The sequence below is a fragment of the Ralstonia sp. 1138 genome (genome assembly GCF_040544795.1).
Taxonomy (GTDB): domain Bacteria; phylum Pseudomonadota; class Gammaproteobacteria; order Burkholderiales; family Burkholderiaceae; genus Ralstonia; species Ralstonia flatus.
Map to the genome: position 1 here is coordinate 459786 of NZ_JBEPKQ010000001.1, position 14422 is coordinate 474207.

11 protein-coding genes are annotated in these 14422 nt (G+C 65.0%); 1 reads left to right on the forward strand and 10 read right to left on the reverse strand.

The features are described from left to right. Positions 1-57: 57 nt before the first annotated feature. The 10 genes from ABIC76_RS01935 to ABIC76_RS01980 all read right to left on the reverse strand — a co-directional run bounded on the left by ABIC76_RS01935 (position 58) and on the right by ABIC76_RS01980 (position 13421). Entirely contained in the window at positions 58-1425 is a 1368-nt protein-coding gene (locus ABIC76_RS01935) for an MATE family efflux transporter (RefSeq protein WP_354532784.1), read from the reverse strand. Next, positions 1422-2036 carry a DUF2239 family protein gene (locus ABIC76_RS01940; RefSeq protein ID WP_354532785.1) on the reverse strand — a complete coding sequence of 205 codons (615 nt, stop codon included), beginning with the start codon at positions 2034-2036 and terminating at the stop codon, positions 1422-1424. Before ABIC76_RS01940 ends, ABIC76_RS01935 begins: the two co-directional genes overlap by 4 nt. Positions 2037-2146: 110 nt before the next feature. After that, complete coding sequence (locus tag ABIC76_RS01945; protein ID WP_354532786.1) at positions 2147-4888, reverse strand: molybdopterin-dependent oxidoreductase; 2742 nt, start codon at positions 4886-4888, stop codon at positions 2147-2149. Between the two features lie 296 nt (positions 4889-5184). Beyond that, complete coding sequence (locus ABIC76_RS01950) at positions 5185-6411, reverse strand: NAD(P)/FAD-dependent oxidoreductase (RefSeq protein WP_102066194.1); 1227 nt, start codon at positions 6409-6411, stop codon at positions 5185-5187. Positions 6412-6413: 2 nt separating this feature from the next. After that, positions 6414-6752: a nitrite reductase small subunit NirD gene (nirD, locus tag ABIC76_RS01955; RefSeq protein ID WP_027679159.1), complete on the reverse strand. Its 339-nt coding sequence runs from the start codon at positions 6750-6752 to the stop codon at positions 6414-6416. Between the two features lie 23 nt (positions 6753-6775). After that, on the reverse strand, positions 6776-9331 hold the full coding sequence (gene nirB / locus ABIC76_RS01960) for a nitrite reductase large subunit NirB (protein ID WP_354532787.1): 2556 nt from the start codon (positions 9329-9331) through the stop codon (positions 6776-6778). 14 nt (positions 9332-9345) lie between these two features. Beyond that, the gene (locus ABIC76_RS01965) at positions 9346-10668 is read right to left on the reverse strand and encodes an MFS transporter (RefSeq protein ID WP_102066192.1); all 1323 of its coding nucleotides are present in this window, start codon (positions 10666-10668) and stop codon (positions 9346-9348) included. Between the two features lie 385 nt (positions 10669-11053). Further along, a complete protein-coding gene (locus tag ABIC76_RS01970; RefSeq protein ID WP_027679162.1) occupies positions 11054-11347 on the reverse strand; it encodes a hypothetical protein in 294 nt (97 codons plus the stop codon). Positions 11348-11509: 162 nt separating this feature from the next. After that, entirely contained in the window at positions 11510-11764 is a 255-nt protein-coding gene (locus ABIC76_RS01975; RefSeq protein WP_004627540.1) for a GlsB/YeaQ/YmgE family stress response membrane protein, read from the reverse strand. A gap of 112 nt (positions 11765-11876) precedes the next feature. Then, positions 11877-13421, reverse strand: a complete 1545-nt coding sequence (locus ABIC76_RS01980; protein ID WP_354532788.1) for a methyl-accepting chemotaxis protein — start codon at positions 13419-13421, stop codon at positions 11877-11879. Positions 13422-13853: 432 nt separating this feature from the next. Here ABIC76_RS01980 and ABIC76_RS01985 point away from each other — a divergent pair, with 432 nt between their 5' ends. Next, the gene (locus ABIC76_RS01985) at positions 13854-14414 is read left to right on the forward strand and encodes a GbsR/MarR family transcriptional regulator (protein ID WP_004627541.1); all 561 of its coding nucleotides are present in this window, start codon (positions 13854-13856) and stop codon (positions 14412-14414) included. The last annotated feature ends 8 nt before the right edge of the window (positions 14415-14422 follow it).

Consider the following 14422-nt stretch of genomic DNA (forward strand, 5'->3'; position numbering starts at 1 on the left):
CGCACGCGCTCCACCGCCCGCCGCCCGCCGCCCCTTTGGCAGCTGGCGGCGGTGTCGTCAGACCATGCGGCGGATACCGAAGCGCTGCGCGCGGCGGCGCCACACGAAGGCGTAATACAGCCCCTGCATCACGAACATGGCGAGGAAGGCGGCCGGGTATGCAGCCCAGATGCCGTCGGTGCCGATATAGCGGCTCAGCACCCAGGCCACCGGCACTTCCACCGCCGCAATGGCGAGGATGGAAATTGCCGTTGGGGCCATCACCGTGCCGCTTGAGCGCATCACGCCCGAGAAGACACCCGCCATGCCGAAGATGACCGAACTCCACAGCGAGATGTGCAGCAGGCTCTGCGCAAGGCTCATCACTTCCGCACTGGTTGTGAACCAGCCGATGACCGCGCGCGAGAACAGCAGCGCCATCACCACCAGCACGCCGGTAATGGCCACGTTCAGCCACAAGCCCGTGCGCGTAATGGCGTCCAGGCGCTCCGTATTGCCCGAGCCGATGGCCTGCGCGCCGAGAATCGACGCCGTGATCGCGATCGACATGGCCGGAAACTGCACGTAGCTGATGATCTGCGTACCGGCGCCGTAGGCGGCCGTCGCGTCGGAACCGAAGCCGTTGACGAAGGACAGCAGCGCCAGTTCGGCGATCGAGATCACCACAAGCTGCACGCCCGTCGGCACGCCGATTTTCAGCACGGTTTTGAGCACACCCAGATCGACCCACAAATGCCGCGCCAGCACGGCATCGGGCGCGAGCGGATGGTTGTGACGGCGCAGGAAGAAGGCGAGCCACACCAGCGCGACCGTGAACGAGATGATGGTCGCCGCGGCGCCGCTTGCCACGCCCAGCTGCGGCAAGCCGAACCAGCCGCGAATGAAGGTCGGCGTCAGCACCAGCCCGATCGCCGTCGACAGCGCAAGCGTGCGCAGCGGCGTGCGTGTGTCGCCCACGCCGCGCATCATCGCCGTGGCCAGCAGGTAGACGAACAGGCCCGGCATGGCATAGAGCATGACGCTGGCGTAGAGCGTGGCGTCTTGCAGGATGTCGGCCGGCGTGCCGAGCCATCCCAGCAGCGCGTTGGCGAAGGGGCCGCCCAGCAGTGCCACCGCCAGCCCGACGATGAAGCCGACGGACAACGTTGTCCCGGCCACCGTCTTGACTGCCTCGGGCTTCTTGGCGCCCCACGCCTGCCCGATCAGCACCGCCGCGCCGGAGCCGAGTCCGATGATGAAAGCGATGAAGAAGAACAGGATCGGGAAGAACGCCGACACCGCGGCGAGTGCCTTCACGCCCAGCATGTGCCCCACATAGACGTTGTTGAGCGTGCCCGACAACGATTGCAGGATGTTGGCCAGGATCAGCGGGCCGAGGAATGCGATGAATGTTCGCCACAACGGGCGAGCAGCAGGCGCTGTCATGCAGCCTCCTGTTGAGGATTGAAGGCCCGGCTCGCCAGCTCGCGTGCAAAGTCGCGCACGTCGGCGGGCCAGGAGTGTGTGAGGGATTCGAACGCCGCGGCATCTGCGGCAAACAGGGCGCGCGTGGCCTCTTCAAAGCCCGCGGCGTTGCCGGCCATCGCCGACATGAAGCGGTACGCCGCCTCTTGCGCAGTCCGGCGGCGGTCGGCGCCTTCGGCAGCGCGGCGCGCATCCTCCACGAGCTTGCGCAGCGTAACCGATGCCCCGCCCGGCTGCGCGGCCAGCCAGTCCCAGTGGCGCGGCAGCAAGGTGACCTCGCGCGCAATCACGCCCAGCTTGGGGCGGCCAGGACCACGCGGGCGACTATCGGACTCGGCCGGTTGCGTGGCAGACGGAGCGGTTGGATCGAGGCGCGCAAGCACGTCTTCCACCGTGCCGCGCAAGTCGAATTCCACGGGCTGCGCGGTGGTGCGGTCGAACACCAGCACCTGCGATTCGGGGTGTGCATCGACGTGGATCTTGACGGCTCGGGCGACGTCGCGGACGGGCCCGGCGGCCAGGCGCTGCGTGCCGGCAAACGCCGTGCACGCGTGGATTGCTGTGGCATCCATGAGAAACGCTCCTGCTGAAGTTTCAACAGGAGCGCATTCTACCCGGGTTTAATTGGATGTCAATATTACCCGGGCATAAAAGTGGAATTTTGCGTCGCGTGACTTAAAAGTCATGCCGCCTGCTGCACGCGCGCCTCCACCAGCAACCGCTTCAGCTCCGGCACGCACGAGCCGCAATTGCCGCCCGCCTTCAGGCAGGCCGTGATCTCGCCGGTGGATTGCAGGCCCTGCGTGCGGATGGCATCGCAGATGGTGTTGCGGCCCACGCCAAAGCATGAGCAGACGGTGGGACCGACGTCGACGCCCGCTTCGATCGGCTGGCCGAGCAGCACGCCCGCCCGATCGACGTCTTCCAGCCGTTCTTGCGCGAACAGGCCGGCCAGCCAGTTGCGCGACGGCAGGTCCGGGCGCGGTGAAAGAAACACGCAGGCTTCGATGCGGTCGTCCACGACGTGCACGGCGCGGTAGACACGCGCGGTGGCGTCTTCGTATTCGAGCCAGTCGGCGTGCGGATCCGTTACGCCGAGCAGCGCGCGCGCCCAATCGTGTACGGCACCCAGTTGCTGGCGACCGGCCAGCTCATAGCGCACGAATTGCTTGCCTTGAATGCGCGTCCACCACGTTGCATCGTCGGTGTCGAGGGCGCGGCGTGACAGCACGAAACCGTGCCATGCCACATCGAACGGCTCGACCATCACCGGCGTGTGCTTGAACTCGGGCTCGCCGGACACGGGGTCGACTACCGGGTTGACGACGGCCCCCACGCGCGCATCGGAAGCAAACTGGCCGTTCCAGTGGATCGGCACGAACACGCTGCCGCGCGCGATGCCACCCGTCATGCGCACACGCGCCACCACGCTGCCCCAGCGCGAGGACACGCGCGCCAAGCCGCCCTCGCGCACGCCGGCCAGCAGCGCATCGTGCGGGTGCAGATCGACGAACGGTTCGGGCACATGATCCGCCAGCTTGGGCGCGCGGCCGGTGCGCGTCATGGTGTGCCATTGGTCGCGCACGCGGCCCGTGTTGAGGATGAGCGGATATTCGCTGTCGGCCGCATGCGCGGGCGCGCGGGCCGGCGTCGGCACGAAGCGCGCGCGGCCATCGGCGTGGGCGAAGCGGCCATCGCTGAAGAGGCGCGCTTCGCTGTGGCCCAACGCTGTGATGGGCCACTGCACCGGCGACATGCTGTCGTATGCATCGGCATCGAGCCCCGCCAGGCCGCCGAGGTGGAAGGCGCGGCGAATGCCGCTCGCGCCGTTGGCATAGGCGGACAGACGCGCGTGTTCGTCGAACACATCGCGCACGCGCTTGAAGTCGAAGCCGTCGTAGCCCATGCGGCGGGCGACGTCGGCAAGGATGTCCCAGTCGGCGCGTGCCTCGCCGGGTGCGGGCAGGAAGGCGCGCTGACGCGAGATGCGGCGCTCGGAGTTCGTCACCGTGCCGTCTTTTTCGCCCCAGCCGAGCGCCGGCAGCAGGATGTCGGCCAGCAGGGTCGTGTCGGTGGCTTCGACGATGTCGGAAGCGACGACGAGTTCGCACTTGGCGAGCGCACGGCGCGCCTGGTCCGCATCCGGCAGGCTGACCACGGGGTTGGTGCCGATGATCCACACGGCCTTGACGCGCCCGTCTTCGATGGCGTTGAACAGGTCGACCGCCTTGAGGCCCGCCTTGTCGGCCATGCGCGGCGCGCCCCAGAACGTCTGCACGAGATCGCGATGCGACGGCTCGTTCAGCTCCATGTGCGCGGCCAGCATGTTCGCCAGCCCGCCCACCTCGCGGCCGCCCATGGCATTCGGCTGGCCGGTAATCGAAAACGGCCCCATGCCCGCGCGGCCGATACGGCCCGTGAGCAAGTGGCAGTTGATGATGCTGTTGACCTTGTCCGTGCCCGCCGTCGACTGATTGACGCCCATCGAGAACGCGGTGATGGTGCGCTCGGTGTCGGCAAACCAGCTGTAGAAGGTCAGCAGATCGTCGAGTTTGAGCTTGCAGGCCTTGGCGACCGCCTCAACGTCCTCGCTCTCGGTGCCGGCGGCTTCCAGTGCTGCGTCCGGGCCGTTGGTATGCAGCGTGACGAAGTTCCTGTCCACTACGCCGCGCCGCGAGAGGAACGACAGCAGGCCGTTGAACAGCCGCACATCGGTGCCGGGCTTGATGGGCAGATGCAGATCGGCCAGCTCGCACGTGGCCGTGTGACGCGGGTCGACCACCACCACTTTCATCTCGGGCCGTGCTTCCTTGGCACGCACGATGCGCTGGAACAGGATCGGGTGGCACCACGCCGTGTTGGAGCCGACCAGCACGATGAGGTCCGCCATTTCCAGATCGTCATAGCAGACGGGCACGAGGTCTTCGCCAAACGCGCGCTTGTGGCCCGCCACGGCCGACGACATGCATAGCCGAGAGTTCGTATCGATGTTGGCGGTGCCGATAAAGCCCTTCATCAGTTTGTTGGCGACGTAGTAATCCTCGGTCAGCAACTGGCCGGAGACGTAGAGCGCGACCGCATCGGGGCCGTGTTCGTCGATGATGCGGCGGAAACCCTGGGCGACGGTGTCTAGGGCGGTATCCCATGTCACGCGCTGCAGCGGGGCAATGGAGGCGTCGAGGTCATGCGAACGTTCGCGGATGGCGGGATACAGGAGGCGGCCTTCGAGGCTGACGGTTTCCCCCAGCGCGGCGCCCTTCACGCACAGGCGCCCTGCGTTGGCGGGGTGGGTCGGATCGCCTTGAATGCTGACGCTGCCATCCGCCTGCGGGGTCGCTAGCACGCCGCAGCCGACGCCGCAGTAGGGGCAGGTGGTGCGCACGGCGTTCGTTGCTGGGTGGATGGGGATGGTGGTCATCGTCATTTCCGTATTGCTGTGCGTTTGTCGTGCATCCCTTGTTTCACCCCCTGCCGGGGGCGACTTACTTTCTTTGTCTTGCCAAAGAAAGTCAGCAAAGAAAGGCGCGCCCGAGATGGCGCCTTCCCCTTGAATTTCTGTAACCGGGCGGGGAAGGAAGCAAACTCGCTTCGCTCAAACAAGCCTCCTTCCTTTTTCCGCCCGCTTACATAAATTCAAGGCGCCCTCTAGGGCAGATAAGTCAAAGGCCACACCGACGGCATGCACAGGGTGTCGTCGGTTTCGCGTCTTGCCGGTGCTCATTACGCAGCTTCGGCTTCGCAGAGCGCGCGGCCAAACAACAGGCGCTGGCGGATCGACGTGATGGGCACCTCGCGTTGGATCAGGTCGAAGTACCACGGGCCGTCGGCTACATCGCCGTACAGGACTGCGCCGACGATACGGTCTTCCTTCAGCACCAGGCGCTTGTAGACGCCGCGGCGTGGGTCGCGCAGCACGATGTCTTCGGTGCCGTCGCCGCCGATGAAATCGCCTGCCGAATACAAGTCCACGCCGGTGACCTTCAACTTGGTGGCCGTCGCCTGCTGGACATAGCGGCGGTGTCCTGCGCCGGCCAGGTGCGCGGCGCACACGCGGGCCTGGTCCCAGATGGGCGCGACGAGCCCGAACGTTGCGCTGCGGTGCTGTACGCATTCGCCCACGGCGTAGATGCGCGGATCGTAGGTCTGCAGCGTATCGTCGACGATGATGGCGCGTTCGCAATGCAGGCCGGCGGCCTTGGCAAGCTCGATGTTCGGGCGTACGCCGGCCGTCATGACGACGAGATCCGCGGGGATCTCGGTGCCATCCTTGAAGCGCACGGCGGTCACGCGGTCGGTGCCCAGCAGCTCCGCCGTGTGCGCACCCAGCAGGAAGCGCAGGCCCTTGGCTTCCAGCGCCTTCTGCAGCAGTTGTGCGGCGGGCTTGTCCAGCTGACGCTCCATCAGCGTGTCGGGCAGGTGCACGACCGTCACGTCCATGCCTTGCCGCATCAGACCATTGGCGGCTTCGAGCCCGAGCAGGCCGCCGCCGATGACGACGGCATGCCGATGGTTGCGCGCCGCCTCCAGCATCGTCTCTACATCCTGGATGTCGCGGAAGGCGATCACGCCCGGCAGCAGATGCCCCGGCACCGGCAGGATGAACGGCCGCGAGCCGGTGGCGATCAGCAGGCGGTCGTAGCGCATCTCCACGCCGTCTCGCGAGCGCAGCGTGCGGCGCGGGCGGTCGATGGCGACGACCGGATCGCCCGCATGCAGCGTGATGTGGTTCTGCGCGTACCACTCACGCGTGTTGAGCATGATGTCGTCAACCTGCTTTTCGCCGGCGAGCACAGGCGAGAGCAGGATGCGGTTGTAGTTGCCGTGCGGCTCTTCGCCAAACACGGTGATGTCGTACAGGTCCGGCGCGAGCTTGAGCAACTCTTCGACCGTGCGCATGCCGGCCATGCCGTTGCCAATCACGACCAGCTTGGGGCGCGCCGACGTCATGCTCACACTCCCACCCAGATGGTGCCGTTCTCGACCTTGGTCGCGTACGCGTGCACGGAGTTGGCCGGCGCTTCCAAGCACTCGCCGGTGGTCAGGTCGAAATGCTGCTTGTAGATCGGCGAGGCCACGACAATGCGCTCGCCGAGATTGCCGATGAGCCCGCGCGAGAGCACGGCAGCATGGGAATTCGGATCGTAGTTGCCGATGGCGTACACGCCTTGCGACGTGTTGCCGGCCACACGGAACACGGCAACTTGGTCACCGTCCACCAGCGCGCAGACGCCGGTGTTGGGAACGATGTCGTCCACGGCACAGATGGGCGTCCAACGGGATGCTTGCATGGCGTTCTCCTCTTCTCTCGGGCTCAAGCGGCTTCAGCCACAACGGGAATGCGCACGGGCCGTGTCTTGGCACGCTCCTCGACCGTGGCGGGGCGGATCTGGCCGCGCTCTTCAACGAAAACGACATTCGCATCCTTCGCTTCGCTGTTGACGAAGTGGCGGAAGCGCTTGCGCACGTCGGGGTTGGTCACGGCGGTCTTCCATTCGTCCTGGTAGGTGTCGACCACGTGCTGCATCTCGGCTTCGAGTTCGGCCACAATGCCGAGCTTGTCGTTGACGACCACATCCTTCAGATAATCGAGACCGCCTTCGAGGTTGTCGCGCCATGTGCTGGTGCGTTGCAGGCGGTCGGCCGTGCGCACGTAGAACATCAGGAAGCGGTCGACATACTTGATGAGCGTTTCCTGATCGAGGTCGGCCGCCAGCAGTTCGGCATGGCGGGGCTTCATGCCGCCGTTGCCGCACACATACAGGTTCCAGCCCTTCTCCGTAGCGATGATGCCGACGTCCTTGCCTTGCGCCTCCGCGCATTCACGCGTGCAGCCCGACACGCCAAACTTGATCTTGTGCGGCGAGCGCAGGCCCTTGTAGCGGTTCTCCAGCGCAATCGCAAAACCCACCGAATCGCCCACGCCATAGCGGCACCATGTGGACCCCACGCACGACTTCACCGTACGCAGCGATTTGCCATACGCGTGACCCGACTCGAAGCCGGCCGCGATCAATTCTTCCCAGATCAACGGCAGTTGCTCCAGGCGTGCACCGAAGAGGTCGACACGCTGGCCGCCGGTGATCTTGGTGTACAGGCCGTATTTCTTGGCGACCTGGCCTACGGCGATCAAGCCGTCTGCCGTGACCTCGCCGCCGGGCATGCGCGGCACCACAGAATACGTTCCGTCCTTCTGGATGTTGGCGAGGAAGTAGTCGTTGGAATCCTGCAGGCTGGCGTGCTCTTTCTTCAGCACGAAGTCGTTCCAGCACGAAGCGAGGATGCTCGCCACAGCCGGCTTGCAGATGTCGCAGCCCATGCCGCTGCCGTGCGCTTCCAGCAGCGCTTCAAAGGACTGGACGCGGCCCACGCGCACGAGGTGATACAGCTCCTGGCGCGAATACGGAAAGTGCTCGCAGATGTGGTTGTTGACGGCCAGGCCCTGCTTCTTCATCTCGGCCTTCATCACCTGCGTCATGAGCGGCACGCAGCCGCCGCACGAGGTGCCGGCCTTGGTCGCGTCCTTGAGCGCACCCACGGACGTGGCGCCGGCACACACGGCCTGGCACAACGCGCCCTTCGATACATCGTTGCACGAGCAGATCTGCGCGCTGTCGGGCAGCGCATCCACGCCCAGCGCCGGGCGCGCATTGCCATCGGCCTGCGGCAGGATCAGGAATTCCGGTGCTTCGGGCAGCTCGATGCGGTTGAGCATCATCTGCAGCAGCGTGCCGTATTCCGATGCATCGCCCACCAGCACGCCGCCCAGCAAGTATTTGCCGTCTTCCGACAGCACGAGCTTCTTGTAGATCTGCTTGCGCTCATCCGTGAACAGCACGCTGCGGCTGCCCGGCGTCGCACCTTGCGCATCGCCCAGGCTGGCGACGTCCACGCCCATCAGCTTGAGCTTGGTGCTCATGTCGGCACCGCTGAACTCCGACGCGTCGTCCGCCGCCAGGATCTGCTTGGCGGTAATGCGCGCCATCTCGTAGCCGGGCGCAACCAGGCCGTAAACCTTGCCGCCCCACAGCGCGCATTCGCCAATCGCGTAAACATCCGGCGCGGAGGTGCGGCACTCGGAGTCGATCACGATGCCGCCGCGCTCGCCCACTTCCAGCCCGCAAGCGCGCGCCAGCTCGTCGCGCGGGCGGATGCCGGCCGAGAAGACGACCATGTCGGCCTCCAGGTGCGTGCCGTCGGCAAAGTTCAGGCGATGCGTCGCCGTTTCGCCGTCGACGATCTCCGACGTGTTCTTCTGCGTGTGGACGGTCACGCCCAGGTCTTCGATCTTCCTGCGCAGCATGCGGCCGCCGCCGTCGTCCACCTGCATCGCCATCAGGCGGCCGGCAAACTCGACCACGTGCGTTTGCAGGTTCATGTCGCGCAGCGCCTTGGCGCATTCCAGCCCCAGCAGGCCGCCGCCGATGACAACGCCGGTCTTGGCACGCCGGCCGCATTCGGCCATGGCTTCCAGGTCTTCGATGGTGCGATAGACGAAGCAGTCCTTGCGGTCGCGGCCCGGCACCGGCGGCACAAACGGCGACGAGCCCGACGCGATGACGAGCTTGTCGTACGGCAGCACTTCGCCGGTGGAAGCCGTCACGGTTTTGGCCATGGTGTCGATGGCCGTGGCGCGGGCGTTGAGCTTGAGCACCACGTCATCGCGATCAAAGAAGCCCGGCGCCACGAGAGAGAGATCTTCCGCCGTCTTGCCCGTGAAGAATTCCGACAGGTGCACGCGGTCGTAGGCGGGGCGCGGCTCTTCGCACAGCACCGTCACCTGGAGGTGATGGCCGGGCGCATGCAGCAGGCTTTCCAGAAACTTGTGGCCCACCATTCCGTGGCCGATGACGACGATCTTCATGGTCATGGTGATGTCCTCTTTCAGGCGTTGCCGGCGGCGGCCAGCGTGTTGTCGTACAGCGCTTGTTCGCGGGCCTTGTGCTCTGCCGAGAAACGCACGGCAATGGCGCAGATGGCCGACAGCGCCACCAGCACCCCGAGGATGGACAGCGTGGCCTGCGTATCGGCCATGCCCTTGAGCAGGAAGCCCGCCGCCACCGCGCCCGCGTTGCCGCCCGCGCCGATGATGCCGGCCACACCGCCCAACGCACGGCGATCGATAAAGGGCACCAGCGCATACGTGGCACCGCACGCCATATGCGTGAACAGGCCGAAGCCGAGCATCGCTAGAATCGCCACCGGCACGCTGCCTGCATGGGCAAAACCGAACAGGCCGAGGCCCTCGCCGAGCATCAGCAGGCACAGCAGTTGTGTGCGTGCATCCAGGCCGCGCTTGGCTGCGACGCGGTCCGACACGATGCCGCCCAGCGCGCGGGCAAACAGCGCGAGCAGGCCGAAGCTGGCCGCAGCCATGCCGGCAGCCGAGAGCGACAGGCCAAAGTGATCGACGTAGTAAGTGGCGGCGATGTTGTGGATGAAGATCTCCACGCCAAAACATGCACCGTAGGTGACGAACAGCAGCCACACGCGGTAGTTGCCGGCGGCCGTGACGAAGCTGCCCCAGCCCCCCTTCTTGCCGCCCTCGATGGTCTTGCCGGCGGCGCGCAACGCGCTGAAGTTGCCTTCCGGGCAATCCTGCGTATAGCGCCAATACAGCGCCGCAACGATCAGCATCGCCACACCCGGCACCACCATGGCGATGCGCCAGCCCATGCTCTGCGTGACGCCCATCATCACGATGGCGGTCAGCAGCAGCGGCATCGTGCCTTGTGCCACACCGCCGCCTGCGTTGCCCCAGCCGGCCGCCGCCGCGTTGGCCGTGCCCACCACGTTCGGCGCGAACATGACCGACGTGTGGTACTGCGTGATGACGAAGCTCGCACCAATCGCGCCGATGGCCAGGCGGAAGAACAGGAAGGTCTCGTAGCTTTGCGCCAGTGCCACGCCCAGCACGGGGATGGCCCCCAGCAGCAGCAAGCCGGTGTAGGTCTTGCGCGGCCCGAAGCGGTCGCACAGCGGGCCGACGATCAGCCGCACCAGGATCGTCACCGCCACCGCGGCGATGTTGATGTTGGCGATCTGGCCGGGCGTGAGATGGAATTCGCCCTTGAGCACCGGCATGAGCGGCGCGCAGGCAAACCACGCGTAGAAACACACGAAGAACGCGAGCCACGTCAGATGGAAGGCGCGCATCTGCGGCGTGCGCAGGCTGAACAGGTCGATTCGGGTCGCTTTGCCGGTCATGTTGAATCCCATCAATCAGGGGCCGAAAAAAAAGAAAGGCGTCCGAGAGCCCGGCTGCAGTAGCCGGGGTCTGGGACGCCGTTGTCCAAGTCGCCCTGAGCACCAGGGCGTTCACCACGAAGCGCGCGAATCGCCTTTGACCCGCGCCATGGTGCTATGCAACAGGTATGCCAAGGAGGCAAAGCCTTGAGCTATCGCGGTTTGCGGGACATTGCCCAGGAATCGGGCGGGCCGCTTGCCTCATGCGCGGGCACCGCCCCGCACGGTTTCGGTGCGAGCGCGATTCGGGATGGTGCGGCACAGCAAATGCGTCGGCCGCCGCCACGCGACCGGCACATCACAAGCAAGACTGACGGGAAGGGACGCTGCCGATCAGGCTTCGGCGTCAGTAGCCGTGCGTCACGATCGACAGCACCGACAGATCCGGATGCGAGCCGTCGACAATGCTGCGCGCCACGTGCACGGCTTCCTCCATGGCCTCTTCGGGGCTGCGGAAGGTGTCGTCGCCATCGGCATGAAAGGGCACGACATGACCGGGCAGGTGCGGATCGGCGCCGGGGTGGCACACGTAGCCGGTGTAGGTGTAGCGCGTGGAGTTGGCCCGAGTCGGGCTTGGCACAACGTGAATTTCGAACCCTTCGTAGAGTTCTTGCGGTGCGGTGGTGAACTGGTCAGACATGGTGGCCTCGCCGGGTTAGCGTGTACCGGCCCCGCCGGCGCTTGTGGCGCGGCGGGGCTGCCCTTTGGTTCAACCAGTCTAGGTGATGCGGTGCATGTTGAAACCCGGCGGTTGGATGACATGCGCATCCGCCGCCGTTCGCGGCTCTGGTGCCGGCTTGCGCTACGCGCGCTTGATCAGCCGGATGATGAACAGCAGGATCACCGCGCCGATCACCGCCGTGATGATCGAGCCGATCCACCCGCCGCCCAGCGAGATGCCCAGCACCCCTGCCAGCCATCCGCCGATAAACGCGCCGACGATGCCGACCACGATGTCGACGAAGATGCCGAACCCGCCGCCCTTCACCAGGATGCCGGCCAGCCAGCCCGCCACCGCGCCGATGATCAACCAGGCAATCAAACCATGTGAGGCCATGTTTGCGCTCCAGAGAATGTGCGTTTTGAGGGACGTTACTGCATAGGCATAGTAGGCGAAGACAGCACAATCGCGATGTGCGTTCGACGGGGTTTTTGCAATTGCCTCCGGCTCAACGGAACACGTTCACCGCCTCCACCAGCCGCGTGGCCTGAATGCGCAGGCCTTCGGCCGCAGCCGCGCTCTGGCCGACCAGGGTGGCGTTTTCCTGCGTGACCTGATCCAGATGGTTGACCGCCTGGCTGACCTGCGTGATGCCCTCGGTCTGCTGCGCCGTCGCCAGGCTGATGTCGGCAATCATGGCCGAGACCTTTTTGACCTGTTCGACGATGTCGTCCATGGTCTTGCCGGCGTCGTCCACCAGCCGCGAGCCCGATTCCACCTTGTCGACGCTGGTGCCGATCAGCTCCTTGATCTCCTTGGCGGCGCCGGCACTGCGCTGCGCAAGCGCACGCACCTCGCCGGCCACCACAGCAAAACCCCGTCCCTGTTCGCCAGCGCGCGCGGCTTCCACCGCAGCATTGAGCGCCAGGATGTTCGTTTGAAAGGCGATGCTGTCGATCACGCCGATGATGTCGGCGATCTGCTTGGCGCTCTGCGAAATGGCGCTCATGGTCGCCACCACCTGCTCCATGGCGCGACCGCCATTGACGGCTGCCTGCGTGGCCTCCCCGGACAACGTGTTGGCCTGGCCCGCGGTCTCGGCGTTGCTGGCCACGGTGGCGGTCATCTGCGTCATCGAGCTGGAGGTTTCTTCCAGGCTGGCGGCAGCCTGCTCGGTGCGAATGTTGATGTCGCCGTTGCCCTTGGCGATTTCCTGACTGGCCGATTGCACGTTGAAGACCTGCTCCGCCACATCGTCGATCAACCAGCGGAACATCAGGCCAAGCTGGCTGATCGTGCGCAGCGTCATGCCGATCTCGTCCACCCGGTCGGCAATGGCGACCTTCCGGCTCTCGCCCGAGGCCACACTCAGCGCCAGCTCCTGCAGCTTTTCGAGCGGCGTGGCGATCTGAACCTTCAACGACCACGACGCCAGCGCCAGGGCCACGAGCAACGCACCTGCAAAACCACCGAGCGCCGCGCCGGACATGCCGAAGCCCCACGCCAGCGCCACCAGCGCGGGCAGCAATGTGAGAAAAGTGAGCCGAATGCGCCAGCGCACCGGCATGACCTGAAAGACCGAACGCCACGCCATCAGCCCGGTTCTCACGATCAGCCCCTTGTGAAACTTGCGGCTGCCCGCCTGGCCGGTGCGGAAATCCTTGTAGAGCGCCTCGGCCGCCGCGATTTCCTCGCGCGTGGGTTTGGTGCGCACCGACATATAACCGCTGGTCCGGCCGTTGCGCACCACAGGCGTCGCGTTGGCGCGCACCCAATAATGGTCGCCATTCTTGCGGCGGTTCTTGACCAGCGCCGTCCAGGGTTGCCCCTCCTTGAGCGTGGCCCACATATCGGCAAATGCCTCGGGTGGCATATCCGGGTGGCGCACGATGTTATGCGGCTTGCCTTCAATCTCTTCGCGGGAAAAACCGCTCACCTCCACAAACGCCGCATTCGCATAGGCGATGTAGCTCTGCGTGTCGGTGGTCGACATGAGCGTGGCGTTGTCCGGGAACTCGTATTCGCGCTGGGTAACAGGTTCATTGACACGCATGGGGAATCTCCTTTGATGATTTGCTTCGCAACGGTTATCGGCATGAAAGCCGCGTTATTAAGACCGAGATAACCCCATTTTTTTTGAATGCTGTTTTCTTAGCATCGTCATTTGCCCAAGCAGTTATTACATGATGAAAATGATCTCGGGCGTCTACCTCATATCCAGTAAGCCGTTACCGTAAATCGAAGCCGATTACCTCAGCCCACCTGCTCCGTTAATCCCTCATTTGCGTTAATTCTGGCCGTCTTAATGGGGGGCAAATCGCGATAACAACACGCCATACGTTTTCATGTGAGAGCACCTCACATGTGCGCGGCACGGAACGCCGTTCGGCAATGTCTGCGCGCCCGCGACAGCGCGTCACATTGCGCAGCGCAACAGGACGCCTAAAATTTCAGAAATTCCTGAAAATTGAGAAAGATCAAAACAATGCAACTCTCTCCCTTGAAACAGCGCTTCGTCCTGCATTTCGGTGAGATGGGCAGCCGCTGGGGCATCAACCGCACTGTCGGGCAGATCTACGCGCTGCTCTACGCCGCGCGCGAGCCGATCAACGCGGACGAGATCGCCGAGGCGCTGGGCTTCTCGCGCTCGAACGTGAGCATCGGGCTGAAGGAGCTGGAGTCCTGGAAGCTGGTCCGCCTCTCGCACAAGCCGGGTGACCGGCGGGAATATTTTTCCGCCCCGGACGACATCTGGACCATCTTCCGCACGCTGGCCGAGGAGCGCCGCAAACGTGAGATCGACCCCACGCTCTCGCTGCTGCGCGACGTGATGCTCGAATCCCCGACCGACCCCGACGACCGCCACGCCCAGGCGCGCATGAAGGAGATGTACCAGCTCATCACGCTCATGACGAACTGGTTCGACGACGTGCAGAAGCTCGATGCCGAATCCCTGCAGCAACTCATGAAGATGGGCGCCAAGGTGCATAAGTTGCTGGAAATGAAGAACAAGCTTGCCGTCGTGGTTGGCGGCAAGTCCAAGTAGCCCCCGAG